Annotated in this window: 20 protein-coding genes; 6 read left to right on the top strand and 14 right to left on the bottom strand. The window is 49.8% G+C overall.

Features of this window, described 5'->3' with window-relative positions; genetic code table 11:
* Positions 1 to 31 precede the first annotated feature (31 nt).
* Both torA and torC read right to left on the bottom strand, forming a co-directional pair.
* On the bottom strand, positions 32 to 2,554 hold the full coding sequence (torA, locus tag EL341_RS13970; protein ID WP_074821798.1) for a trimethylamine-N-oxide reductase TorA: 2,523 nt from the start codon (positions 2,552 to 2,554) through the stop codon (positions 32 to 34).
* A 24-nt stretch (positions 2,555 to 2,578) separates the two neighbouring features.
* A complete protein-coding gene (torC, locus tag EL341_RS13965) occupies positions 2,579 to 3,742 on the bottom strand; it encodes a pentaheme c-type cytochrome TorC (RefSeq protein WP_126468058.1) in 1,164 nt (387 codons plus the stop codon).
* 178 nt (positions 3,743 to 3,920) lie between these two features.
* Between torC and torR the strand changes: the two genes are divergently transcribed.
* On the top strand, positions 3,921 to 4,625 hold the full coding sequence (torR, locus tag EL341_RS13960) for a two-component system response regulator TorR (RefSeq protein ID WP_047781869.1): 705 nt from the start codon (positions 3,921 to 3,923) through the stop codon (positions 4,623 to 4,625).
* Here torR and torT read toward each other — a convergent pair.
* Complete coding sequence (gene torT / locus EL341_RS13955; protein WP_181811610.1) at positions 4,598 to 5,665, bottom strand: TMAO reductase system periplasmic protein TorT; 1,068 nt, start codon at positions 5,663 to 5,665, stop codon at positions 4,598 to 4,600. The genes torR and torT overlap by 28 nt on opposite strands.
* A 210-nt stretch (positions 5,666 to 5,875) precedes the next feature.
* On the opposite strand from torT, the gene torS reads away from it, so the two are divergent.
* The gene (gene torS / locus EL341_RS13950; protein ID WP_126468056.1) at positions 5,876 to 8,617 is read left to right on the top strand and encodes a TMAO reductase system sensor histidine kinase/response regulator TorS; all 2,742 of its coding nucleotides are present in this window, start codon (positions 5,876 to 5,878) and stop codon (positions 8,615 to 8,617) included.
* A 164-nt stretch (positions 8,618 to 8,781) separates the two neighbouring features.
* Here torS and acnA read toward each other — a convergent pair whose 3' ends face one another.
* Complete coding sequence (acnA, locus tag EL341_RS13945) at positions 8,782 to 11,454, bottom strand: aconitate hydratase AcnA (RefSeq protein ID WP_074821810.1); 2,673 nt, start codon at positions 11,452 to 11,454, stop codon at positions 8,782 to 8,784.
* A gap of 322 nt (positions 11,455 to 11,776) precedes the next feature.
* On the opposite strand from acnA, the gene EL341_RS13940 reads away from it, so the two are divergent.
* Positions 11,777 to 12,523, top strand: coding sequence for a GntR family transcriptional regulator (locus tag EL341_RS13940; protein WP_074821813.1), 747 nt, complete (start codon positions 11,777 to 11,779; stop codon positions 12,521 to 12,523).
* 66 nt (positions 12,524 to 12,589) lie between these two features.
* On the opposite strand, the gene fldB is transcribed toward EL341_RS13940, so the two are convergent.
* Positions 12,590 to 13,108, bottom strand: coding sequence for a flavodoxin FldB (gene fldB, locus EL341_RS13935; protein WP_126468054.1), 519 nt, complete (start codon positions 13,106 to 13,108; stop codon positions 12,590 to 12,592).
* A 103-nt stretch (positions 13,109 to 13,211) separates the two neighbouring features.
* On the opposite strand from fldB, the gene xerD reads away from it, so the two are divergent.
* The 3 genes from xerD (at position 13,212) to recJ (ending at position 16,706) form a co-directional block, all read left to right on the top strand.
* Positions 13,212 to 14,111, top strand: coding sequence for a site-specific tyrosine recombinase XerD (gene xerD / locus EL341_RS13930; RefSeq protein WP_047782754.1), 900 nt, complete (start codon positions 13,212 to 13,214; stop codon positions 14,109 to 14,111).
* A 36-nt stretch (positions 14,112 to 14,147) separates the two neighbouring features.
* On the top strand, positions 14,148 to 14,885 hold the full coding sequence (dsbC, locus tag EL341_RS13925; protein ID WP_047781864.1) for a bifunctional protein-disulfide isomerase/oxidoreductase DsbC: 738 nt from the start codon (positions 14,148 to 14,150) through the stop codon (positions 14,883 to 14,885).
* Positions 14,886 to 14,975: 90 nt separating this feature from the next.
* Positions 14,976 to 16,706 (top strand): single-stranded-DNA-specific exonuclease RecJ, encoded by a 1,731-nt coding sequence (recJ, locus tag EL341_RS13920; protein ID WP_074821818.1) that lies wholly within the window; start codon positions 14,976 to 14,978, stop codon positions 16,704 to 16,706.
* Between the two features lie 652 nt (positions 16,707 to 17,358).
* On the opposite strand, the gene EL341_RS13915 is transcribed toward recJ, so the two are convergent.
* From EL341_RS13915 to hpaD, 9 genes are all read right to left on the bottom strand, one after another.
* The gene (locus EL341_RS13915; protein ID WP_074821820.1) at positions 17,359 to 18,300 is read right to left on the bottom strand and encodes a p-hydroxyphenylacetate 3-hydroxylase reductase component; all 942 of its coding nucleotides are present in this window, start codon (positions 18,298 to 18,300) and stop codon (positions 17,359 to 17,361) included.
* A 17-nt stretch (positions 18,301 to 18,317) separates the two neighbouring features.
* Positions 18,318 to 19,487, bottom strand: coding sequence for a p-hydroxyphenylacetate 3-hydroxylase oxygenase component (locus tag EL341_RS13910; protein ID WP_074821823.1), 1,170 nt, complete (start codon positions 19,485 to 19,487; stop codon positions 18,318 to 18,320).
* Between the two features lie 178 nt (positions 19,488 to 19,665).
* The gene (gene hpaA / locus EL341_RS13905; RefSeq protein ID WP_074821826.1) at positions 19,666 to 20,598 is read right to left on the bottom strand and encodes a 4-hydroxyphenylacetate catabolism regulatory protein HpaA; all 933 of its coding nucleotides are present in this window, start codon (positions 20,596 to 20,598) and stop codon (positions 19,666 to 19,668) included.
* 70 nt (positions 20,599 to 20,668) lie between these two features.
* Positions 20,669 to 22,054: a 4-hydroxyphenylacetate permease gene (gene hpaX, locus EL341_RS13900; RefSeq protein WP_047781859.1), complete on the bottom strand. Its 1,386-nt coding sequence runs from the start codon at positions 22,052 to 22,054 to the stop codon at positions 20,669 to 20,671.
* A 153-nt stretch (positions 22,055 to 22,207) separates the two neighbouring features.
* A complete protein-coding gene (gene hpaI, locus EL341_RS13895; RefSeq protein WP_047782753.1) occupies positions 22,208 to 23,026 on the bottom strand; it encodes a 4-hydroxy-2-oxoheptanedioate aldolase in 819 nt (272 codons plus the stop codon).
* 16 nt (positions 23,027 to 23,042) lie between these two features.
* Positions 23,043 to 23,846, bottom strand: coding sequence for a 2-oxo-hept-4-ene-1,7-dioate hydratase (gene hpaH / locus EL341_RS13890; protein WP_126468052.1), 804 nt, complete (start codon positions 23,844 to 23,846; stop codon positions 23,043 to 23,045).
* Positions 23,840 to 25,309 (bottom strand): NAD-dependent succinate-semialdehyde dehydrogenase, encoded by a 1,470-nt coding sequence (locus EL341_RS13885; RefSeq protein ID WP_126468050.1) that lies wholly within the window; start codon positions 25,307 to 25,309, stop codon positions 23,840 to 23,842. The genes hpaH and EL341_RS13885 overlap by 7 nt, the downstream gene beginning before the upstream one ends.
* Positions 25,309 to 25,701: a 5-carboxymethyl-2-hydroxymuconate Delta-isomerase gene (locus EL341_RS13880; RefSeq protein WP_114987018.1), complete on the bottom strand. Its 393-nt coding sequence runs from the start codon at positions 25,699 to 25,701 to the stop codon at positions 25,309 to 25,311. Before EL341_RS13880 ends, EL341_RS13885 begins: the two co-directional genes overlap by 1 nt.
* Before the next feature lie 58 nt (positions 25,702 to 25,759).
* Positions 25,760 to 26,635: a 3,4-dihydroxyphenylacetate 2,3-dioxygenase gene (hpaD, locus tag EL341_RS13875; RefSeq protein WP_047782752.1), complete on the bottom strand. Its 876-nt coding sequence runs from the start codon at positions 26,633 to 26,635 to the stop codon at positions 25,760 to 25,762.
* Positions 26,636 to 26,684 lie beyond the last annotated feature (49 nt).

The raw sequence follows: 26,684 nt of genomic DNA, 5'->3' as shown, positions 1-26,684 counted from the left end.
GCGTAGCTACCTCCGTGAAGAAAGTTATCCATTATGACTCAGGTTTTTCAACGTATTCACACTGAGCTACCATTTCTTTCGGCCCCATAAAGGCTGCCGTTTTTTGAGCACCGCCAGTGAAGCGTTCAATCTGAACCAGCGCGGTATGAGCCGACGTGGCCTGCGCCAGATCGGATGAGCCAATATCCAGCGTTAGCACGTTTGGATTACCGTAGCGGCATAGTCCTGCGTGTTCGCCATCCCAGATCGGATCGTACCAGGCTCCTTCATGCAGGCGGATTACGCCCGGCTTATAGCGATCGGAAATCACCGCCCCTGCCAGTACCTGACCGCGCTGGTTAAATACTCTGACCACGTCACCATCCTGAATGCCTCTTGCGGCCGCGTCTTGCGGACTAAGATAAAGCGGTTCATGTCCGGCTACGGTGTAGTGCGCACGTAAGGTTTCTGACTCACAAAGCTGTGAGTGCAGGCGATAATCTGGATGGCACGACTGTAAATGCAGTGGGAAATGCTCAGAAGCCGGGCCACCGTGGGAGCGCTCCGCTTTTTCAAACCACATTGGGTGCCCTTGGCAATTGGCATAATGAAAATCGGCAATGGTCTTTGAATAGATCTCAATTAAACCGCTCGGCGTACCCAATGGTTCCAGATCGGGATCGTCACGGAAAGACTGATGGCGTACCCACAGGCTACCGCCCTCAAATTCAAGATACTCTTTTTCATTCCAAAAGGTATTGAAGTCAGGCATCGGGATAGACTTGCCTTTACCCTGCTGTACACCATCTTGATAAATACGCTTTAGCCAGCCCATTTCATCCAAACCTTCAGTAAAGGCGGCTTCACGGTCAAAGCGCTTACATAGATCTCGGAAAATATCGAAGTCGTTGCGAGATTCAAACTGTGGTGGCACAACCTGTTTCATTGAAATCAAACCGCGATTGGAATGGTTACCAAACTGGTCGATATCATTACGTTCAAACTGAGTGGTGGCAGGCAAAACAATATCGGCAAATCGGCAGGTAGAGGTCCAGTGATTATCCACCGAAATCACGGTTTCCAGCGTTTTCCAGCCTTCGCGCATCTTGTTATATTCCTGATGGCGATGGAAGGGGTTAGTACCGGCAAAAACGCACATTTTTATCATTGGCAGGACAACGCGCTTACCATTCCAGTTGATGGTCGATCCAGGCTGTAGCATGGCATCAACAAAACGGGCGATAGGGATGGTACTGCTGTAGTTTTTGAAATCGCCGTTGTGGATTGGTGCCGTGCTGCTGGCACCGGAGAAACCACCGAGAATCACTCCCTTGCGGGTAGGCATACCGGCACCGTTGTAATGCCAGCCGAAACCAAATCCGCCGCCTGGAAGGCCAATTTGGCCCAGCATCGCCGCCAGAACCACCACCATCCATGCCCATTGCTCACCGTGCTGCATGCGTTGGACGCACCACCCGGCAATAATCTGGGTTCTGTTGGCCGCCATTTGTCGGGCCAGTGCCCGAATGGTTTCTGCATCAATGCCGCATAGCGTTGCCGCCCATTGGGCGTCTTTAGGCTGCCCATCCGTTGAACCCAGCAGATAAGGTAAAAATTGCTCAAAACCAACGCAGTATTCGCTGAGGAATTTTTTATCGTGCAGGCTTTCAGTGTAGAGGGTATGGGCAATAGCCAACTGCAATGGAACGTCGGTCTGTGGGTTCAGCGCAATATGCTGAACGTGCTCGCGACCCAAATAATCGTGGGTTGAGGAAACCGTTGGATCGACGCTGATCACCTTAATCTCACCGCTGGCGACTTTCTGTTTTAATTCTTCATAGTAGGCATATTCATCGTGATCCGGACACCACCATGCAACCTGTAGGTTTTTATAAGGATCGGATCCCCAAATGACAATGGTTTTACTGTGTTGCAATACCAAGGGCCAGGACGTTTGTTGTTCATAAACCTCCATCGCGCCAACAACCCGCGGTAGAATGACCTGAGCCGCCCCGGTGGAGTAATCGCCGCCGGTTCCTACCGAAGTACCGTGTAGGCCGATAGCCCGGCTTAGCATCGCGCCGGGGTTATGTAACATCCCGGTAGATTGCCAGCCGCTGCTGGTGAGCAGGGCGGATGGACCATATTCCTTCTGGACTCGCTCCAACTCCTGATAAAACAAATCAAGGGCTTCATCCCAGCTTACGCGCACAAAGCGATTGTCGCCGCGCTGAGAAGTATCGCTCAAATGACGCTTGCGGAGCCAGTCCACGCGAACCATGGGATAACGAATGCGGGAAGTGGCGTAAACGTGATCCGCCAGACCTGCAATCATTTTGGTTGGATGCTTATCCAGCTCGAACGGTAGTGCTTCGGTAAAACGACCATCAACGACTTTAGCCCGGATGGCTCCCCAGTGAGAGCCGGTTAATACCAGGCGCGCATCCTGTGCGTTGGCTCTGGCAGTATTGGGTACCAGCAGGGAAGGACTCAGCATACCCAGTGCGGTACAGGCGCCCAGTCCTGACAGGAAACGGCGTCGGGATAAGGTGATCGTATCGTGATTAAGCTTCATTTTTTTCTCCTGAATCGTATGCGTTTATTGTTGTTTTTCAGTTGGCATATCTGATGCATTAACCTGTAAATATTTCAGTAAGATACGTTCTTCCTGGGTATTCAGGCTGGTAAATCCAAGCATACCTTTCAGGGTGCCGATCCAGGCATTAGCGTCGTAGTGCTTAATGTCCGGTGCACCGTGGCATTGGTTACATGTGTTGTTATATAACGTTCCGGCATAGCTCCAGATAGGCTCGACTTGATTAATCAGCTCACCTTTTTGGATCCAAGCGGTGGTGGTTAACTTACTCCATTTAGTTCCGGTTTCCGGCACCACAGCCTCTTCCTCTACCTTGGCTCGGGTTTGTAGCTCACCTCTCAAGGTTGAGACGAATATACGTTTACCCGGTAGCAGAGACAGCACGCGGCGGCGGCCTTCGGTTTCAGTCCAGCCAGTGATAGAGACTTCCAGCCAATCACCATCACGCTTTAATACTTTGATTTCGGAGGCTGGTAGCAGGGAACCTTCAGGCTCTTTATCACCTTTGTTGGCAAATATTGGTTTCTGATTGAGGGTATATAGCGTTTCGCCGTCAGACTGTTTTTCAGCCATTTGAATCAGTGCTTCAAAGTCTTTTTTCAGCCCGCTGCTCATATCGGGCATTTTGTGGGCGATGCCTTTGTGGCAGTCGATACAGCTTTGGTTATCTTTAGCAGCGATTTTCATCTGTTTGGCCGCTTCAGGATGTTGTTTAGCATGATCCATCGCATCATAGTTGTGGCAGGTGCGACAGGTTGCAGAGTTGTTGGCTTTCATTCTCTCCCATTCACGCGCCGCCAGCTCTGCTCGCTTCGCCTCAAATTTTTCCGGTGTATCAATCGAGCCGGTGATAAATTTCTGATAGAGATCGTTACTGGCTTCAATTTTCCGACCTATCGCGGAGAAAGTACCCGGCGGGATGTGGCAATCTTTACATTCAGCACGGACGCCAGAAGCATTGCTAAAGTGGGTCGTTTGCTGGTATTCCTTATAGACGGTGCTTTCCATTTCATGGCAGCTGATACAGAATTTTGTTGAACCGGTGATTTCTAAACCAGCGTGTGGAACCATAATCAGGGCGATGCCGATAATGGTACCGATGAGTAATAAACTTAGAACGGACCATTTCTTACTCGGCTTTTTAAGAGCTAACCAAAGACGCTTCATGAATATTCCTTATTTTCCTCAGTAGGCGTTATTTTTATTATCTTTGGTATACTAGCGGTTATATATGAATAGGGTTGTAGCCATAAATGAACAGACAAAAATAACAAATGAAAAAATAAAAATAATATATGAAAAAATATGAAAATAATTTTGGGGTATTCCCGAGGCAACCAAGTCGATGAAACAGTGGCATATTGCGGTAATTGAAGATGACGCGATAACGCGTGACAGATTAACCAGCTATTTTAAGCAGGAAGGGTATCAGGTCTCGGCGGCGGAAAATGCGGTGCAGCTAAAAGAGATAATGGTGTTGCAACGGATTGATTTAATTTTATTGGATATTAATTTACCTGACGAAAATGGTTTACTGTTAACCCGACAATTACGTGAACGCTCTGATATTGGGATTATTTTGGTGACCGGCAGAACCGACAGCGTCGATCGCATTGTTGGCCTGGAAATGGGCGCAGATGATTATGTTACTAAGCCTATCGAACTGCGGGAGCTTTCGGTCAGGGTTAAAAACTTGCTTTGGCGCATGGCTTTGGTGGAACAGGCCGAAATCAATAGTTTAACTCCCGATAACGATAAAGTGGTTCGCTTTGAACAGTATGTTCTGGATATTCCTAAGCGCCAGCTATGGGATAATGACCAACAGGTTAAGTTAACCCGTTCGGAGTTTGAACTGCTGCTGGCATTTACCCGTTACCCGCAGCAAGTGCTTAACCGCGAGCGTTTGCTGTCAATGATGACACATCGTAATCATAGCCCGGATGAGCGCACTATTGATGTGTTGGTGCGGCGGCTACGTAATAAACTGCATGCCGATCTGTTTACCGCTATCCATGGTGAAGGCTACTTATTTGTCGCCGACGTAGAGTGAACCTCATACTCAGGACGAAATTCTCCCGGCGACAGTGAAGAGTGAATATCAAAGTCCGCCAGATTCTCTGGGGTTAGGGTTAAAATTTTTGGCCCGATATCCTGCAATAAGGGCTCTTTTTGCAGCAGCCTGATGGCCTGATCGACGCTTAATCTGCCCTGAAGTACCATTTGATCGCTATTTGCCATTAATACGCGATGGCGTTTCAGCCCACGGTAGACCTCATGGGAAAGATAAAATGATACCAAATCCACGTTATCGGCCAGCTTGTGCAATTGTAGTTCTGGAATAGCGGCCTCAATAGCTACGGCGCTGCCAGCAATGAGATTAATATCCGGGTGTTGTTCCAGCATTTGCTGTAGCAAATTTCTCTGAGCCTCATGATCGTTATCACCCCAAGCGATATCGACAACCTCAATCGGGTGACCGGCAATTTCTTTATAGAAACCCTGCTCAACCAGATCGGTGCCACCTCGGTTTTGCGGGCCGGGTAACAGTAATACCTTTAACGGATGATGTTGTGATCGTTGAGCAAGAAATTGCCCAACGTTGATGCCCATTTCACGCCACGGCACCCCGACTCTGGCGGAAATACCCTGTGGAATCGTTTCATTGATCAATCCCAAGACCGGAATGTTACCGGCCAATTCAGTGAGCTGAGGATTGATTCTGTCAAACGAGATGGCACCTAATAAAATGGCATCGGCTCCCCAACTTCGGCACTGTTGAATCTGTTCAAGTTGGGTCGCTAAGCTGTAATAACCCCCAGCGTCAAACACCTGTAATTCAATGTTTGAGAGGCGAGCCTGCTCCACCATGCCATAGTTGACGGATAGCCAATAGGAATCCTTAAGGTGGGGATAAAGCGCGCATAGCCGCCAGGCTTGTTTAGCCGTGACCGAACGATAAGACTGCTCTTCCGGCGGTGTTGAATAGGAGAATGGCGGCGACCAAACGTTAATACGGTTGCTGAAGCTATTGGCATAACAAACCGTAAAAAGCAGAGTAATGCCAAGAAGACGTATTAAATTACGCATCATGCTGTTGATCGCCACAAATTATAAATAGAGAGCCAGCTTATTTATTAATAAGCTGATTTGGCTTTAAAATAATCGATATATCATTTAGCAGCCAGCGTTATTTTGGATCAATAGTGTTGTGACAGATCCTTGTTAAAGGATTATGTGCAAATCATTCTCTGATACACTGCCGGAAATTAACTTAATATCACACCAAGCAGATCATCCTCTATGTCATTAACCTATCGTTTATGGTTGGCCTTTGTATTAATGGCAATATTGTCATTAACCAGTGCGCTGATCGGTTGGGCAGGTTTTCGTCATATTAAGCAGATTGAACAACAGAGCACCATTAATTTACTGCCGACGATGGATGCTGCCCGTCAGTTGAGTGAGTCGGGAGCCCATATCCTGTTTTCTGCCCAAGCGCTAAATGAAGTCACTTCGGAAACGGAGCTGGAGGCGCAGGGCAAGATTCTAACCACTCAGAGTATTCGCATTCGCCAACTGTTGGAAAGCTTACAGCAACTGGGTTTTGATACTACCGACATTGGACGGCAAGAACAGAAACTGGCAGACAACTTAAGCCTTCAGGGGACGTTGGTTCAGCAGAAACTGGAGCGGGAACGGCAAATTAGTCAAATCAATGAACGTATTGCATCGGCGGCCAATCAAATTTCAGAGCTGACGAAAAGTCAGGTGAATAATGCCAGAACCGAGGTGAGCGCGAATATAGCTTCCCTGTATGACAATCTTGAGCGGCAGGATAAAACCCGGGTAGAGCAGGCGCTGGATCGGTTGGTGGAAGTGGATTTAGATCGTCAAAGCCGAATGACCGAGCTTCATGAACAGTCGCTCACCGTGGCCTATTTACTTTCGCAGATTGCCAATACCAACGCTGAGAAAACGCTGGCGGATATTGAACCCCGATTTCGTCAGTTGGTTGATATTGTTAAGCGTCGCTTGCAGTTTGTGGCCGATCCTCATCGTCGCTCCAATCTTCGGCTGCTGGCGTCTGATTTGGCGCTTTATCAGGAGCTGTTTCAACTTAAAAGACACAGTCTTGAGCTAAAGAAACAGCTGGATAATTCCAATCAATATAACCTCTTGTTGTTTTCGCAGTTTAACGGACAGTTAAACGCGCTGGTTCATCTGGTGAGTAGCCGAAATCAGCAGGCGTTACGGCAGGTTAGCTCCGCCAGAGAGACTAACCAAAATTTATTAATCGTGATGAGTATTGTCTCATTAATCACGCTACTACTGATTTTGTGGCATATCGTTTGGCGTTCGGTGGCTCGTCCGCTAACGATTCAGACGGAAGCGCTCAAGCGTATTCTGAATGGGGATTTACAAACGCCATTGCCCCAGACAATTTCCGCCAGTGAATTAAAGACCATTGGTCATCTGGTCGAACAGTTTCGTACCAATACGGTTTCTCTTCACCATCAGCAGCGTCATCTGGAAACGCTGGTGGATCAGCGAACGCAAGAGTTAAGCCAACTGGTGGAGCAACATACGTTAGCCAGAAAAGAAGCGGAAGTGGCTAACCGAGCAAAATCGACCTTTTTGGCGATGATGAGCCATGAAATCCGCACGCCGCTCAACGCGATTCTTGGCACCACTCAAATTTTGCTGCTTAAACCACAGTCGCCGGAGAATACGTCAGCCATTAATACGATTCATGATAGCGGTGAGAATCTGTTATCTATCCTGAATGATATTTTGGACTACTCCTCGATTGAGTCAGGAAATATTGCCATTTGTCCTTCCCCCGTAGCCCCTGCTCAGTTGATACAACAGGCGGGGCAGTTGATGTCCGGTGCCGCGCAGAAGAAAGGGCTGGATTTGCGTCTGGAGATGGCGGCGGGCTTACCGGAGTATGTTAAAGCCGATCAGCAACGGGTCTGGCAAATCGTCTGTAATTTACTGGGTAATGCCATTAAATTTACCGATAGGGGAACGATTACTCTGTCGAGCTATGGCGATGCCGAACGGTGGAATATTTCGGTTAAAGATACTGGCATCGGTATTCCTTCTGAGAGTCAAAAAGCATTGTTCCAGCCTTTTACGCAATTGACGCACCGACGCGGTGGCACCGGTCTCGGCCTGACGATTTGCCAACGACTGGCCGAAGCCATGCAAGCCCAGCTTTACTTTGAGAGCCGACCGGGGGAAGGGAGTTGCTTTACCCTGAGTATTCCGGTTACTGAGGTGAGTGCGCCATTAGCGCTAAGCCCAGCGAATTCCGGGAGCGTTGTGAGCTATGCGGGAATGCAGGTTTTATTAGTCGAAGATAATTTATTGAACCAGAAAATTACCGCTGAACTGCTGTCCCAGCTTGGTTGCTCCGTAACGCCAGCGATTAATGGCGCAGAAGCGCTGGCCAAGGTGGCGCAATCTGCATTGACGTTTGATATGGCGCTGGTCGATCTGGATCTGCCGGATATGGACGGCTTTACCCTGGCAAATGCTCTGCATCAGCGTTGCCCTGACTTACCCTTAACTGCATTTAGCGCCCATATTCAAAGTGAAGTCATCGAACGTTGTCACCAGAGTGGATTTATCGGATTTATCAGTAAACCTTTACGCTTAAGGGATTTGACGGATTATTTATCCCATCACCGGCCAGTGATGACTTTGTCTCAGCCAGAGGACAATAATCTACTGGATAAACAGCAGTTCAGTGAGGATATTGCCTGTTTTGGTCGAGAGAAACTTGCCCAATGGCTACAGCTTTATCGACAGCAAAATCTGCCGTTGATTGAACAATTGAAGGACAACCTTGCCAGCCAAGATACTGAAGCATCAGGCCGATTAGCCCATCAACTGAAAAGCAGCAGCCAGTCACTGGCGATGAGTGCGCTATCGTTATGCTTCGGGGATATTGAACAGGGCAAATGGGTCGATATTGATTATCTGGAGCGGTTAGTGGCGGATAGCTTAAGCGCTTTGGAAAAGGCGCTGGCTGAGTAAAGGAAGCGCAGGAGTATCAAAGAAATAATCAGCCTCCATATCTATCAGTTAACCCGAGATCCCGGTTTGCACCGGGATGACGGGATTCGAGTTACTGCATACCGAGTAAAAATGCTTAATTGAACGGAATTACCCGATTAGACAGACATTTTTCTTCTATCGAACTACAACATTCTACGGATAACATAGTGCAGAATACCGCCGTTTTGGTAGTAGGTTAATTCATTGCCGGTATCAATACGGCACTGCGTATTGATCATGTCATGGTGACCGTCAGGATGAGTAATGGTGACGATAACCGTTTGCCCCGGCTTCAGGTCGGTTAATCCGGTAACGGTAATGGTTTCATCACCGGTTAACTTTAAGGTTTTACGCGTCACGCCCGGTGCAAATTCTAGTGGCAGAATGCCCATCCCAATCAGGTTAGAGCGGTGAATTCTTTCAAAGGACTCGGCAATAACTACCCGCACGCCTAACAGCATCGGCCCCTTGGCCGCCCAGTCGCGGCTGGAGCCAGAGCCGTATTCTTTACCGACAATCACCGCCTGCGGAACGTTATCTTGCTGGTAGCGCATGGCGGCATCATAAATCGGCAGGGTTTCCTGAGTAGGAATATAGCGGGTGAATCCTCCTTCGACACCGGGAACCATTTCATTGCGAATGCGGATATTGGCGAACGTACCGCGCATCATTACTTCGTGGTTACCCCGACGAGAGCCGTAGGAGTTAAAGTCTTTCGCTTCAATACCATGCTGACTGAGATAAAGTCCGGCCGGACTGTTGGCCTTGATATTACCTGCCGGTGAAATGTGGTCGGTGGTGACGGAGTCGCCGAGTAGCGCCAGAATCCGCGCGCCGTGAATATCCTGTACCGGCTCCGGCTCTGATTGCATGGTGGTAAAGAAAGGCGGATGGCGGATATAGGTGGAATCCTCCTGCCAGTGATAGGTTTGGGATGGCTCAATCTTAATTGATTGCCACTCGGCATCGCCATCAAACACTTCGGCATACTCTTTGCGGAACATGCTGGCGTTGACCCCCTCAACTGCCAGAGCGATTTCCTGATTGGAAGGCCAAATATCCTTCAAATAAACCGGTTGGCCGTCTTTACCGACACCTAACGGATCGTGAGTCAGGTCGATTTTCATATTCCCGGCTAGCGCATAGGCTACCACCAGCGGCGGTGAAGCCAGCCAGTTGGTTTTCACCAGCGGATGGATACGCCCTTCAAAGTTTCGGTTACCGGATAGGACGGCGCCGACGGTGATATCACCTTGTTTAATTGCCGCTTCAATGGGGGCTAATAATGGACCGGAGTTACCAATACAGGTGGTACAGCCGTAGCCCACCAGATTAAATCCCAGCTTTTCCAGATAGGGGGTTAAGCCCGCACCGTTTAGATAATCGGTAACCACTTTGGAACCCGGAGCCAGTGAGGATTTCACCCATGGCTGGCGTTGTAGACCTTTCTCTACCGCTTTTTTCGCCAGTAGACCGGCAGCCATCATCACGCCGGGGTTGGAGGTATTGGTACAGGAAGTAATCGCGGCAATGGCCACCGCTCCCTGTTTTAATGGGAAGGTTTGTTGGTTAAGCGTAACGGCAACCTCCTCAACCCGTGGTGTACGGGCGGTGGTATCCAGCTCGGTATAGGCTTCAAATGCCTGTTTCACCTTGGTTAACAGGACCTTATCCTGCGGCCGTTTAGGTCCGGCAAGGCTGGCTTCTACCGTGGATAAATCCAGTGAAAGGGTGCTGGTAAATACCGGTTCATCACCGGGGTTTCGCCACATTCCCTGCGCTTTGCTATAGGCTTCAACCAGCGCAATCTGTTGTTCACTGCGTCCGGTCAGGCGCATATAGCGCAGCGTTTCCTCGTCCACCGGGAAAAAGCCGCAGGTGGCACCAAATTCAGGTGACATATTGCCGATAGTCGCTCGGTCTGCCAGCGTTAAACGGGCCAGACCATCGCCATAGAATTCAACGAACTTACCGACCACGCCGTGTTGGCGTAGCATTTGGGTGACGGTTAACACCAGATCCGTAGCGGTGATCCCTTCCCGTAGTTGGCCGATCATTTTAAATCCAACCACATCAGGAATCAGCATTGATACCGGCTGTCCTAACATGGCGGCTTCCGCTTCAATACCGCCGACGCCCCAGCCAAGAATACCCAGACCGTTAATCATGGTGGTGTGAGAGTCGGTACCGACCAGCGTATCGGGATAAACCATCAGCTTACCGTTCTGCTCTTCCTGCCATACGGTTTGCCCCAAATACTCAAGGTTAACCTGATGACAAATACCGGTACCGGGAGGAACGACGCGAAAGCGACTAAAGGCTTTTTGCCCCCAACGCAGGAAGGCATAGCGTTCATGGTTACGCTGCATTTCCAGCTTAACGTTGGCACTAAACGCGCCAGCGTTAGCGTAGTCATCAACGGTGACGGAGTGGTCAATCACCAGATCGGCGGGCGATAGCGGATTCACTTTGCTGGCATCGCCACCGAGGCGTTGTACGGCTTCACGCATGGCCGCCAGATCGACAATTGCCGGCACGCCGGTAAAGTCCTGCATTAATACGCGGGCAGGGCGGTAGGCGATTTCCCGGTCGGCATGGCCCGATTTCAGCCAGTCCACCAGCGCCGCCAGATCAGATTCCTGCACCGTATCACCATCGATGAAACGCAGTAAGTTTTCTAACAGGACTTTAAGTGATTTCGGCAGGCGTTGAATATCGCCTAAACGAGTCGCGGCTTTGGGCAGACTATAATAATAGTAATCCTGCCGGTCGACCGTCAGCTTCTCAAGGCTTTGTTGACGTAGGTCAGATGACATAGCTCCTCCATTGATTATCGATATTACCGATATCTACCGGTAATAATTTTTTTGAAGTGCTGCATTGCTGTATTAAAGATAACACAAATATTTGACAACATTTGATTAACAAATTCGTTGATGGCGATTAATAGAATAGGTTTGATGTGAATTGTGCTTAATAGAAGAGTTGCGGATAATCATTTTCGCTGAATATCGATTCGTCACAGAAGTGAAAATTAACTGCAGTGATAGATCAATCGCCATATAATCGATGATAGTATAACCGTCTCGTATTTAGAGTATCCCCCCTTATTAACCCGTTCTCGGTGGTTTGACTGATATGAATGATGTTCATGCAACGTTGATTAAACAGCTCTGTACTCGATTAACGGAGAAAGATAATACGCCGTTATATGTAAAGTTTGCTGATACGATAAAACAGGCGGTCCATAGCGGTTTATTGCCGCCGGGGAACGTGTTACCCGGTGAACGTGATTTCAGTCAACTGACCAGTGTTTCACGCATTACGGTGCGAAAAGCCATGGAAATGCTGGAAAAACAGGGTGCGGTTATTCGTTCTCGCGGTTACGGTACCCAAATCAGCGATAAGTTTGAGTATTCTCTGAAAGAAGCCAAAGGTTTCTCACATCAGGTGGTATTACGTGGCAATAAACCGGATACCCGTTGGGTGAATAAGAGTATTGTCTCTTGTTCGGAAGAAGTGGCCAAGTTACTGGATATCGCGCCCGGTAGTGATGTGTTTATGCTAAAACGTATTCGCTATGTCGATCAGGATCCGGTATCGATTGAAGAGTCTTATGTTCCGGTCGATCTTATTGATAATGTGGATGATATTGGCCTGTCTTTGTACGACTATTTTCGCAGTCGCCATATTATTCCTCAGCATACCAAAAGTAAGGTTAGCGCCAGTATGCCGGATAAGGAATTTCAGTCATATATGAAACTGGATACCGTGATACCCGTGTTGGTGATTAAGCAAGTGGCATTCGATCGCCAGAATCGGCCGATTGAGTATAGCTATAACCTGTGCCGCAGTGATATGTACGTGTTTGTTTCAGAAGAGTAAAGTTGCTATTAAGCCCCGTTTAAATGGGGCTTAAGGTCGCATCATCATTAATGAATCAGCGGTGGATTACAGCAGCGCCTGCATTTCGCCAAGGATTTGCTCACACCAGTTTTCTATTCGTTCTTCACTCAGATCGTACTGCACCACTTCATCCAGCGCTAAACCGACAAATTGAGTCCCCTCTGAGGTAACGGCTCGTTGGCTAATAAAGGTATAACCTTCAGTTGGCCAGTAGCCGATAAATTTCACCCCCAGCGGTTGGATTTGGTCGTGGAGCATGCCCAGAGCGTCGAGAAACCATTCACTGTAGCCGTCCTGATCGCCCATGCCGTACAGCGCCACAATTTTGTCCTGTAGATCGAGCTTCTGTAGATCGTCCCAGATCTTCTCCCAATCTTCCTGTAGTTCGCCAAAATCCCAGGTAGGGATGCCAAGAATCAGTATTGGATACTGTTCCATCAGCGTAACGGGATCGTCTTTAATATTATGTAGAACCACTAACTCTTCACCGAGTACATCGCGGATTTTTTCTGCTGCCATCTCGGTATAACAGGTGCTGGAACCATAAAACAGACCAATCTTCATGGTGTATATCGCTTTATTATGGGTAGAAGTTTGCCGGAAAGTATACCAGATAGGGTATGATCGGACATAATTAACCGAAGGTGTTATGTCAGCAGGGGGAACGGTGTCGCAAGATAATTCGATTGTGATTGAACAATTTCTTGATGCGCTCTGGCTGGAGCGAAATCTGGCAGAGAATACGCTGGCGTCCTATCGGCTGGATCTCCGTGCTTTGACCGATTGGATGGTGGCTCATCATTTAACTCTGGAGCATGTTCAGGCGCTGGATTTACAATCTTTCCTGGCGGATCGAGTTGATGGTGGCTATAAGGCAACCAGTTCTGCTCGCATGCTGAGCGCGATGCGCCGCCTTTTTCAATACCTGTATCGCGAGAAGATACGGGCAGATGATCCTTCTGCGCTGCTGTCTTCTCCTAAGCTTCCTCAGCGTTTGCCGAAAGATTTAACGGAAAAACAGGTTGATACACTGCTACAAACGCCGGGAACGGAAGACCCGATTGAATTACGCGATAAAGCAATGCTTGAAGTGCTGTACGCGACCGGTTTACGAGTATCTGAGCTGGTGGGATTAACCATCAGCGACGTTAGCCTGCGGCAGGGCGTGGTTCGTGCTCTCGGTAAGGGAGACAAAGAACGCTTGGTGCCGTTGGGGGAAGAGGCCGTATATTGGCTGGAACAATATCTTGAGTATGCTCGACCGTGGTTGATCAATGGCGGCACTCTAGATATTCTATTCCCCAGCAAACGTGGGCAAAAAATGACGCGTCAGACATTCTGGTACCGCATCAAACATTATGCGGTTTTGGCCGGTATCGATAGTGAAGCCTTGTCTCCACACGTATTGCGTCATGCTTTTGCTACACATTTATTGAACCATGGTGCTGACTTGCGTGTCGTACAGATGTTATTAGGTCATAGCGATCTGTCGACCACCCAGATTTATACACATGTAGCAACCGAGCGGTTGAAACAGTTACATCAACAGCACCATCCGCGTGCTTAACTGGATGGGAATGGATTTCCCTCCAAAGGAAAAATAATGAAGAAAGGTTTATGGCTATTTACGTTAGCGCTGACCGCTCTGGCTTCTGTCTCTCAGGCGGATGATGCGGCAATTAAACAGGCGTTACAGCAAAAGGTTGGGGCGACACAGATTGATATTCTGCCTTCACCGATTGCGGGGTTGCAAACAGTGTTAACGGAAGGTGGCGTCCTGTATGTTTCCAGCGATGGTAAACATATTTTGTCAGGGCCTTTATATGATATTAGTGGTCCAATGCCGGTGAATGCCACCAATGAGCAATTAGGGCCGATCTTATCTAAGCGCTTAGAAGCGCTGAAAGATGAAATGATTATCTATAAAGCACCGCAGGAAAAATATGTGGTCACGGTATTTACCGATATCACTTGCGGTTATTGCACCAAATTACACAAAGAGATGAGCGGTTATAATGATTTAGGTATTACCGTTCGCTATTTGGCATACCCACGTCAAGGGCCAGACTCTGACGCTGAGAAGAAGATGGCCTCTATCTGGTGTGCGGAAGACCGTATGACTGCGTTTGATAACGCGATGACCGGTAAAGCGGTGAAGCCAGCTACCTGTAAGATCGATTTAAAGCGCCATTATGAACTGGGTTCGCTGTACGGTATTCAGGGCACGCCAGCCATTATTGTTGACGGGGCTACCGTAGTGCCGGGTTATAGCGCACCGAGCGATCTTAAAGCTTCGTTAGATGCCTATATCGCTCACAAGAACGTGGCTAAAGCCAAGTAAGATTCTTCTAACGGGATCCACAGCACTTTGTGGATCTCGTTCTTCTTCTGCATACCGATAGTTAATATCCGGTTTAAGTACTCTTCAATTATGAATAAAACGCAATTACGCCGCCGTCCTCAGGTTGACAGCAGCGCTTTACCATCCAGTCTTTCGCCATTATTACGCCATCTTTATGCCTCCAGAGGGGTAACGGATGCCAGCCAATTAGAGAAAGGGGCGAAAGCGTTGCTGGGTTATCAACAGTTGGATGGCATTCCACAGGGCGTTGATTTACTGGTTAACGCATTAAAAGAACATCGACAGATTGTTATCGTCGGCGATTTTGATGCCGATGGTGCAACCAGTACCGCGTTAAGCGTTCTGGCACTGCGCAGTATGGGGTTTACCCGCGTGAGCTATTTGGTGCCAAATCGTTTTGAAGATGGTTATGGCCTGAGCCCGGAAGTGGTAGAGCAGGCCGCTTCTTTGGGCGCTGAACTGATCGTTACCGTCGATAATGGTATTTCATCCCATGCTGGCGTGGACAGGGCTCACGACAAAGGTATTCAGGTGCTGGTTACCGATCATCATTTGCCGGGAGAAACTCTGCCGGCAGCGGATGCGATGATTAACCCGAACCTGAACGGCTGTGAATTCCCGTCTAAATCAATGGCGGGAGTTGGCGTTGCCTTTTATCTGATGTTGGCTCTACGGGCACGTTTACGTCAGGAAAAATGGTTTGAACAGCAGGGGATTGCTGAACCTAATTTAGCGGAACTATTGGATTTGGTCGCGCTGGGCACAGTAGCCGATGTGGTCGCACTGGATGCCAATAACCGTATTTTGGTTTACCAAGGATTAAACCGTATTCGCGCTGGGCAGTGTCGCCCAGGGATTCGCGCGTTGCTGGAAGTCTCCAAACGCGATGCGCGTCAACTGACGGCTAACGATATGGGATTCTCGCTGGGGCCTCGTCTCAATGCTGCCGGGCGGCTGGACAATATGTCTATCGGCGTTGAGCTATTGCTGTGTGATGATATGGTTGAGGCTCGAGCGATGGCCAGCGATCTGGATGCGTTAAATCATACTCGCCGTGAAATTGAAGCCGGTATGCAGGTTGAAGCGCTCACTTTGTGCGAACAGTTGGAGAAAAGCGCTGAAGCACTGCCTTACGGTTTAGCCATGTATCATCCGGAATGGCATCAAGGGGTGGTTGGCATTCTGGCATCGCGTATTAAAGAACGTTTTTATCGCCCGGTGATTGCTTTTGCGCCTGCCGGTGACGGTATTCTAAAAGGTTCTGGCCGTTCGATTGCCGGACTGCATTTGCGTGATGCCCTTGAACGTTTAGATACCATTCATCCCGGTTTAATCCTGCGTTTTGGTGGTCATGCCATGGCCGCAGGCTTGTCGATAGAAGAGTCCCGCTTTGATGAATTTCAGCGCTGTTTTGCTGAACTGATTGGTGAATGGCTGGAGCCTTCCGCGCTGGAAGGGGTGATCTGGAGTGATGGTGAGCTGGAAAATGCCATGTTAACGCTGGAGACGGCGGAACAACTGCGCGACGGCGGCCCATGGGGACAGGCATTCCCTGAGCCGGTTTTTGACGGCGAGTTTAAAATTCTACAGCAGCGGCTGGTGGGCGAACGTCATCTGAAAGTGACCGTTGAACCAGTTGGCGGTGGTGCGCTGTTGGACGGTATCGCATTTAATATCGATACCACCCAGTGGCCGGACGCCAGTATTAAACAGGTGACGATTGCTTATAAATTGGATATTAACGAGTTTCGCGGTAATCGAAGTGTGCAGTTGATGATTCAGCATTTGTGGGCGAAGTAAGGTAGGTTATTTTGTTTGTAGTGGATTGATTTGGGCGTAAATTTCGGCCGTCAAAGATTCAGCGTATGGCTCAGCATGGACGTAACGGCCGAGCAGGGGAGCATTAGGGCGGATGCTTGAAGGCTCCCCAGAAAAATAAACTTGAATTCTTAACTATGGTTTATATTGTCATTCCCGCATTTATACCGTCATCCCGGTGAAAGCTGGAACGCGTAGCCGTAGGCGAAGCAAACATTCACATAGTGAATGGCCCGAAGGGTGAGCGAAGCGAATCATCTCGCCCTTAAGTCGAGTGCGGACATTAAGCTAAAACCTGGATTCCGGTTTTCACCGGAATGACGGAGGGGGAAGCTTGATTAGACCTATGTTGTCATTCTCGCATTTATACCGTCATCCCAGCGAAAGCTGGAACGCGTAGCCGTAGGCGAAGCAAACATTCACATAGTGAATGGCCCGAAGGGTGAGCGAAGCGAATCATCTCGCCCTTAAGCCGAGTGCGGACATTAAGCTAAAACCTGGATTCCGGTTTTCACCGGAATGACGGAGGGGGAAAGCTTGATTAGACCTATGTTGTCATTCCTGCATTTATACCGTCATCCCTGCGAAAGCGGGGACCTCGTTCTTAAGCCAAGCGTTGTCGTTAAGCTAAAACTTATGTTAACTCAATAATCCTCCTCAACACCTTCCTCAGCACCTCAACTTCCTCCTCACTAAACTCCCCCAACACCTCATTCTGCTGTTTTGCTGCGATATCCCACAGCATCTCCGCCTGTTCAACCCCCATTGGCGTCAGGCGATAGCCATTCTCGGTATTCGCTACCATTCCTTTACGCCGTAGGTTTTCCTCGGCTTCTTCGATTTCTCTGGCTGGCATGGCGACTTCGGTTAACAGGCGATCCATATCCAGTTCGGCATCGTTTTCCAGCACCATTAGCATCCGGGCTTCACTGGTGCGTAAACCACTGGAGAGCTGTTTCGGCTGATAGCGGGTTTGATAGCTGCGTAATGCCTGCGTGAGCAGATAAAAGACGTTATGTCGTAGCCGTCCCTGCATATTGCTGGACGTGGCGCAGCACTGCTCCTTTTTTTGGAGCCGTGGGTAGGGCAGCACCATGGAATAAGCACCCTGATGGTAAAGCAGTGGCGCGCGGCCACAGTCATCGAATGCCACCACTTTGCCGATCATGATCCAGTGATCGCCGCCGTCCACCTGCTGATATTGCTCGCATTGGAAACGCGCTGCACAATCATTGAGTAATGGTGCGCCACCCAATCCACATTCATGGATAACACCGGCAAACTTATCTTCCTGAGCACGGGCAAACTGGTTCGATAGGTTTATTTGGTCGGCGGCCAGTACATTAATCGCAAAGTGGCTGGCCTGCTCAAAGGTACTGTAGCTGGCGGAGCGTTTGTCGATACTCCATAACACCAGCGGTGGATCTAACGAGACGGAGTTAAAACTGTTCGCCGTTACGCCAACTTTATTACCGTCAGGCAGGGCGGCGGTAACAATGGTAATTCCGGTGGCAAAGTTGCCTAATGCGCGCCGAAAGGCGCGTGGATCCAGTGCGTCATCAATATGAGCGGTCATCTGTTGAAGTTCCTTAATTAAACCATGGTTGGATCGGGTTCAAGACCCATTAGTTCACGGCCGAGAATTTGCGCGCATACGTCATAATCGGTGTAGGCGTGGGCAGCGGTCATGTGGGCATCACGGAACAGGCGTTGAATTTCATTGTGTTCCATCCAACTGGTGGCACCAGCTGCACTAAACAAACGATCGACGGCGGCCACGCACATTTTCACCGCATAAGCCTGATTGGTACGCCAGTTGGTCAGCGTGGCGCGAGTGGGATACTGACGACGACGACCGTATTCAGCATGTTCTTGCCAGGTTTTTTCCAGAAAAGCGCGTGCAGCGGAGATTTGTTGCGTCGATTCTGCCAGACGCATCAGCGCCGGCGTTGCTGCGCCCACATTGGCACCGGTATAAGCCCGCACTCGGTTTTTGGTTTTTTCTTTAAACGCCACCAGCATACGTTCAGCAACGCCAAGGCTAATTGCGGCGAACCCGCAGGCGAAGTATGGGCGATAAGGGGTAGAGAAAATATCGCTGTTTGGATAGAGGCCAAAACCACTGGAGCGGCCTTCCATCATATTTTGTGCCGCTTCAATACGATGATTAGGGATAAAGGCCTCCTTTAGCACCAGTGTTTTAGAACCGCTGCTGCGCATGCCTACGGCGTACCAATCATCGCGGATTTCATAATCGCTACGGGGAACTACGCCAAAGCTGTAAATCAGTTCACCTTTATCATTGGCTCGGCGCATGCCGACAATGGCCCAGTCAGCATGATCGCAGCCGCTGCTCCAGCCCATTTCACCGCTCAGATAAACCCCACCGTCACCTTCTCGGATGGTGCTAAAAGGCGCGATACTGCTGCTGGCGGTGGCATCGGGATCTTGTCCCCAGATTTCATCCTGTAACTTTTGCGAGAACATGGCGAGCTGATGGCTATGGGTACAGAGTAGGCTGAACGCCCAAGCGGTGCCGCCGCAGGCACCGGCCAGCGCGGCGACACAGTCGGTAAATTCCGGCAGAGAGATTTCCAGTCCGCCATACTTTTTCGGCTGAAAGGCACGGTGCAGACCGATATCTTTCAGCAGCTTGATATTCTCATCGGGTACTTTTCTCTCCAGTTCGGCACGACCGGCGTTGGCTGCAATATCCGGCAGGATGGATTGTAATTTGTCGAGCATCGGGTTGGTTTTGGTCATTATCGATTGCCTCCATAGTGCATGATTACACGGCGACTCAGTGTTTATTGCTGTACGATTGATTAACTGAGAATGTTATTTAATTGTTTAATTTTTGTTTGTTTATTGAAGCAATTAATCTGCGAACAAAGAAGACACTTTCGAGGCAATGATGGGTACTTTTCATGGGCTGACAGGATTAACTACCGGGTTTAGCCGCGGCATTGATTAGCTGAGCCTGTGCTAACCGGTAATTGGTTGGTGAACTGCCGGTCATACGACTAAAGAATCGGGCAAAATAGGCAGGATCTTTAAAGCCAAGCTGATAGGCGATGATATGGATGGAATCACTGGAAAACAGCAAACGGCGTTTGGCCTCGCTCACCAGACGTTCAAAGATTAATCGCTTAGGCGGAAGGTTAGAAAACCGACGGCATAGATCGTTGAGGCGAGATTCGGTAATGCCAATCATCTCGGCATAGTTCGGTACGGTATAGTGCTCACGATAATGCTGACTAATCAGTAAGTTAAAACGCTGAAATAGCTTGATATTGCCTTTTACGCTACAGACTGATGATTCCAATTCTTCGATATTGCGCAATAGCTGAATAAACAGGGCTTGGGATAGCAGTGTCAGGGTTTCTTGATGCAGCGTATTTTTACTCTGAAACTCACTGGCGATCATCTGCCAGTAGGTTCTGATGGTGGTTAATTCTGCCTCATGTCCGGACAGTGACTGACAAATGGCCGGTAGATTTAGCGCGCCCTGATTTCCGGGATAGCACTTTTCCAACAGCGGCCAGACTAACTCCTGACGCAGGGTCAGGACGTGGCCATCGCTATCGGATTTGGTATTAAAAGCATGGGGAATGGAGGGCGGCGTGATGATAAACAGCGGGGCGTGAACCGAATAATGCTGATCGTCGAGCTGCAACTCAATTTGTCCGCTGTCGAGAAAGTGGATCTGAAAATAGCAGTCGTGCCAGTGAACCTGCATATCCCGTCCGAAAAACTCGGCTAAACGCGCAAAAGATTCATAGTGAACATCGCGCGACTCGTAACGGGCGTCGTACACTTTGCTGATATCAATATTGGGTATAAACGACGATGAATGATGTTGTCTGTCATGCATAAATGTTTACCTGATATCTCCGATAGTCGATAAGGGGCAGAATGAATTCAGCCCCTTATCGATAAAAAGATTACGGCGTTGCGCGCGGTCTGGAGTGCTGCATAGGAATAAACCAAATAATAATGGCACCAACAATCAATAGTCCGGCGACAAAATAGAGCCCGGCGGAGAAGCTACCGGTGCTGTCTTTCAGCATACCGATCAGTAACGGACTCACGGCCGAACCAATATTACCGGTGGCGTTGATCACGGCGATGCCGACTGCCCGGGCTTGTAGACTGATGGACTGGTCGGGGGTTGTCCAGAAGATTGCCATGGCAGTAAAGGAGCCAACGGAAGCCATAATGATGCCCAATAACTGTATCAACGGATGGCTGGTCAGGGAGGCGAGTATCCAGCCAAAGGCGGCAAACAGATAGGGCAGTACCGTGTGTACTTTACGTTCCTGTAGGCGATCTGAGCGCTTGCTCCACCATAACATACCGGCAATGGTACAGAACTGTGGAATGGCGGTGAGAACGCCAATCATAATATTGCTACTACCCTGATTGAAGCTCTGCATAATCTGTGGCGTCCAGATATTAATCGCACTCAGGGTATTGGTCAGGCAGAAGTAGGCCAGGGTATACATCAGAACAACCGGCGACAATATCTCGCGCCACAGGCTTTTTTGCTTGATGGCATCATAGCTGCTAGGGCCTTCGGGCTGAATCAACGTCAGGCGATCTGCTTCCATCATGTCATTCAGACAGGCTTTATCTTCATCGGTTAACCATTTAGCTTTTTGCGGCGTATCATCTAAATAGAACCACACCACAACGCCTAATAGCACCGACGGGAAGCCTTCCAACAGGAATAGCCACTGCCAGCCTTTTAACGCTAATACTCCATCAAGGGACAGAATATAGCCGGAGGCCAGTGAACCGAAGGCCATGGTGACCGGCATTGCAATCATAAACAGGGCGTTGGCTCTGGCGCGAAAGAAAGCAGGAAACCAGTAGGTTAAATACACCAGAATACCCGGCAGAAAACCGGCTTCCGTAATACCGACCAGCATACGCAGGATATACAAACTGGTTGGCCCAGTAGCAAACATGGTGGCGGTAGAAGCCAAGCCCCACAATACCATGATGGTGGCTATCCAGCGTCGGGCGCCGACCTTACTTAACATCACGTTACTGGGAATACCAAAAATCACATAAGTGACATAAAACAGGGTGGCGGCCAGCCCAAACATGGTGGAGGTTAATCCTAAATCTTTACCCATGGTTAGCCCGGCAAAGCCGATATTAATTCGATCCAGAAATGAGAAAATAAACAGCACGAACAGAAAGATAATTACCCGACGAAACAGCTTTTTAATCACCGCTTGTTGCTGTGGCGTGTGGGTTTTATGTTGCATGGCCGGGGAACCATCGCCTCCGGCGGTATTGGGCAGAGATTGAGTATTATTCATAGGCTTTTTTGGAAGTATCAGCCTGCCGGAGGCAAAGCGATACTCCACTCCTTATAATCAGTGTTATTGCCGTTAATAATTAAAGCGATCAATGCAGCCGTAATGATGGGCTCTGCATTAGCCTGCCTTCACATGTCTCAATAAACAGGGCGGCTAATACACCGCATTCTTATCGTTGATTTCTCGTTGGTCATAAGCTGCATCATGGGTTGAAGGGCGAAATTGTTTCGCCAATGATTCAGCGGCTTTGCTGAGCAGGGTGGTATCGACACCAACCGCCACAAATAGTGCACCTAAGGATAAATAGTGATGGGCCATGTCTGTGGCGGCCATCAAGATGCCAGGGGCTTTATTGGCTGCCACAATTTGGGCCATGGCATGTTCAATGGCCTGTCTGACTTCTGGGTGATTGGGTTGGCCGGGGAAACCCATATCGGCGGACAGATCCGCCGGACCGATAAATACCCCATCAATCCCCTCAACCTTAAGAATCTCTGGCAGGTTAACTAACCCACGGTGAGTTTCAATTTGCACCAGTACGCACATTTGCGCGTCGGCCTGAGCCAGATAATCTTCCACCCGGTTCCAGCGCGATGCTCGGGCTAAGGCACTGCCAACGCCGCGAATACCGTTAGGGGGATAGCGGGTTGAGCGCACGGCGATATCGGCTTCCTCGGCAGTTTGCACCATGGGTAACAAGACGGTTTGTGCGCCGATATCCAGAATTTGCTTTACCCGCACCGGATCGTTCCACGGTGGACGAACTACCGCCTGTGATGGGTAAGGAGCGATAGCCTGCAACTGGCCTAAAATAGTTTGTAGCTCGTTGGGCGCATGCTCTCCATCAATTAGCAGCCAGTCAAAGCCTGCTCCGGCCAGTAGCTCGGCGCTGTAAGGGCTAGACAGACCCAGCCATAAACCGATTTGCGGCCGCTTTTCTGCCAGTGCGCGTTTAAAATGGTTAACGGGCATTTGCATGATGTTCTCCTTAGACAAACCGGCAGCTGATGGAGCCCATAGGGCCGTAGTCGACGTGGAAGGTGTCACCGGCTCTGGCGGGAACCGGGCGGGTAAAGGAGCCGCCAAGGATTACCTGACCTGCTTCTAGCTGTACGCCGTGTGGGAAGAGCTTATTGGCCAGCCATGCCACGCCGTTCGCCGGATGATTAAGCACCGCGGCCGCCACGCCGGATTCTTCAATCACGCCGTTGCGATAAAGCAGCGCACTGATCCAACGCAGATCCAGCGCATCAGGCTTAATCGGACGCCCTCCCATAATCACACCGGCATTGGCGGCATTATCAGAAATAGTGTCGAAGACTTTGCGCGGGCGCTGGCTATCCGGGTCGATGTTGTGGCAGCGAGCATCGATGATTTCCAGCGCGGGAATAATGTAATCCGTGGCGTTATACACATCGAACAGCGTGCAGTTTGGCCCGCTTAGGGGCTTGGCCAGAATAAAGGCCAGCTCGACTTCGATACGCGGCACGATAAAACGATCGGCGGGAATATCGCTGCCATCGTCGAAAAACATATCGTCCAGTAGGGCGCCGTAGTCCGGCTCGCTAATTTGCGAACTGTACTGCATGGCTTTCGAGGTCAGGCCGATTTTATGGCCTTTGAGCTTGCGGCCTTCTTCTATTTTCATCGCTACCCACGTTCTTTGGATAGCATAAGCATCCTCCAGCGTAATTTCTGGGTTTTGCAAAGAGATCTGTCGGATCTGCTGTCGCTGCTGCTCAGCTTGATTTAATTGCTGAGCCATGTGCTTAATGGTTTCTTGAGTTAACATACTGATTTCCCGTTCAGATCCAGTCCGCCGAAACAGAGATATTTAATCTCCATATAGTCTTCAATGCCGTAGCGGGAGCCTTCACGCCCCAGTCCGGACTGTTTTATGCCGCCAAAAGGGGCGGATTCGTTTGAAATAATGCCCTCGTTAATTCCGACCATGCCGCATTCCAGCGCTTCCGCAACGCGGTAAATACGACCGATGTCCCGTGAGTAAAAGTAGGCGGCCAGACCTGACTCGGTTTGATTAGCCAGCGCGATGGCCTGTTCTTCGGTATGGAAACGGATTAAGGGCGCTACCGGGCCAAAGGTCTCTTCATTGGCAATCAACATGTTCTCAGTCACCTCAGTCAGCACAGTGGGCTGAAAAAACAGGCCACCCCGTGGGTGAGGTTCACCCCCGGTAAGTACCTTGGCGCCATGTTGTTTGGCATTGTCGATATGAGACCGGGTTTTGGCCACGGCAGCAGCGTTGATTAAGGGGCCTTGCTGAAAGTCACCTTCCTGAGCTGGGCCAACCTGTAAAGCGGCTACCGCAGCGGCCAGCTTTTGACTAAAGGCGTCGTATACTGAGTCTTGAACCAATAATCGATTGGCGCAGACGCAGGTTTGACCGCTGTTGCGAAATTTGGCCGCCAGCGCGCCGCTTACTGCGGCATCCAGATCGGCATCATCGAAGACGATAAATGGCGCATTGCCCCCCAGCTCCAGCGACATTTTTTTCACCGTCGCGGCACACTGAGCCATCAGTAATTTGCCAACGTGGGTCGAGCCGGTGAAAGACAGCTTACGCACCGTCGGGCTTTGGGTTAAGGCTCTGCCAATGGCGACGGCATCGGTGCCGGTCACCACGTTAAATACCCCTGCGGGAATCCCCGCCTGCTGAGCCAGCGCCGCCAGCGCTAAGGCGGATAATGGCGTTTCCGGCGCAGGTTTGAGTACCACGGTACAGCCAGCGGCCAGCGCTGGTGCGACCTTGCGGGTAATCATGGCATTGGGGAAATTCCACGGAGTAATGGCGGCGACAACACCGATCGGTTGTTTAATGGTGGTGATGCGTCGACCGGGCAGGGGAGAAGGAATGGTTTCGCCGTAGGTGCGTTTACCTTCTTCCGCAAACCATTCAATAAAGCTGGCGCCATACAGGATCTCTCCGCGAGATTCCGCCATCGGTTTGCCCTGCTCCAAACTGAGCAATTCCGCCAGCGGTTCCTGATGGCTAACGATCAACTGATACCACTGCTGTAGATATTGGCTACGTTGTTTAGCCGTTAACTGACGCCAGCTGGGCAGTGCCTGCTTAGCGGCCTGTATCGCGTCCAGCGTTTCTGCTTCGCCAAGATCGCTCACGTGGGCAATGGTGGTACCGTTAGCCGGGTTATTTACCGCAAAGGTGGCGTTATTGTTGGCGTCGATCCACTGGCCATTAATAAACGCCTGGCGATAGATGAGATTCGACAGCATTATTTGGCTTCCTGATTAAAAAGGGCGTGAACGTTGTTCTGTTTAAAGTTAAGTTCGGCATCCAGTTCCACCATTTCAAATGAGAGAGCCAGATAACGCTGCGCCATTAGCGGTGCAAAGTGCTGTTGAATCAGGGAAAATAGCGACTCTGCCACTTGCTTTCGACTCTCCTGACTGCGCCCATGACCGATTTTTAATGTCATATGGACAAAGGCATAGTCGTGAGCGCCATCGGCCATTTGCCAGGTATCTAACCAGATAGCTCGACTGCGGATCCCCGCCAGCGGGAAAATCCCGGTTGAGGCTAAATGTTGGTTAACCTTGGCGAACAGTGCAGGCAACTGGGCTTGATCACGGATGTTGTCTGTACATTCAGCATAAAAATGTGGCATATCGCCTCCGGTTGTTGCGGTGTGGTCACAGTGAAGAACTGCGGCACACCGGGCTAAATTAAGCTGCGGCCTGTTGATTGATGTTATCCGGCAGCGGGAACACCGCGTTGACCTGACCGGTGCCCGAACTGGCAAATAAATCGGTGATAAACTCCACCTTTCCGTCGTATTTATCCCAGCCCAGCAGACCCAATAACATTACGGTGTCGTGCATATTGCCTTCACCAAAGCAGTACTGGGCGTATTCCGGCAGCATGGCGCAAAACTCTTTAAAGCGGCCTTCTTTCCACAGCTTCACCACTCGCTCATCCATCTGGCGGTCAAACTCGCGGGTATAACTGTGCATACCGTCTTCGGCTCGGCGGTCATCAATGAAGCGGTGTGACAGTGAGCCGCTGGCTAATACCGCAACGGTGCCATCATAGTTTTTGATGGCCTGACGAATGGCTTCACCCATGCGGCGGCTATCTTCAAAATCATGCACGGTACAAAAGGCAGAAATGGACACCACTTTGAAGTGCTTGTCATCGTTCATATAGCGCATGGGAACCAGCGTGCCGTATTCCAGATTCAGGCTTGGGATATCGTGAGCCTGAGCGCGAACGCCGAGCTTGCGGGCTTCCTCGGCAATCATCTGGCCTAATTCCGGATTACCGTCGTAATCGAAGCTGATATCGCGAATAAAATGTGGCAGTTCATTACTGGTATAAACACCGCTGAAGTTCTTGGTGCAGTTGATGTGATAGGCGCTATTGACCAGCCAGTGGGTATCAAACACGATGATGGTGTCTACCCCTAACTCACGACAGCGTTTGCCGATCTCTTTATGTCCGTCAATGGCAGCCTGACGGCAGCCGTGATGCTTCCCCGGTAATTCTGATAAGTACATCGAGGGAACGTGCGTTATTTTGGCTGCTAATGCTAATTTACCCATATCTTCCTCACTTGATTCCCGAGTGCCGGAAATCATAAAAATGGCTGGT

It is taken from the genome of Pragia fontium, from assembly GCF_900638655.1.
In the GTDB taxonomy this organism is placed as follows: Bacteria; Pseudomonadota; Gammaproteobacteria; order Enterobacterales; family Enterobacteriaceae; genus Pragia; species Pragia fontium.
This window is presented reverse-complemented; position numbering and strand designations above follow the sequence as displayed.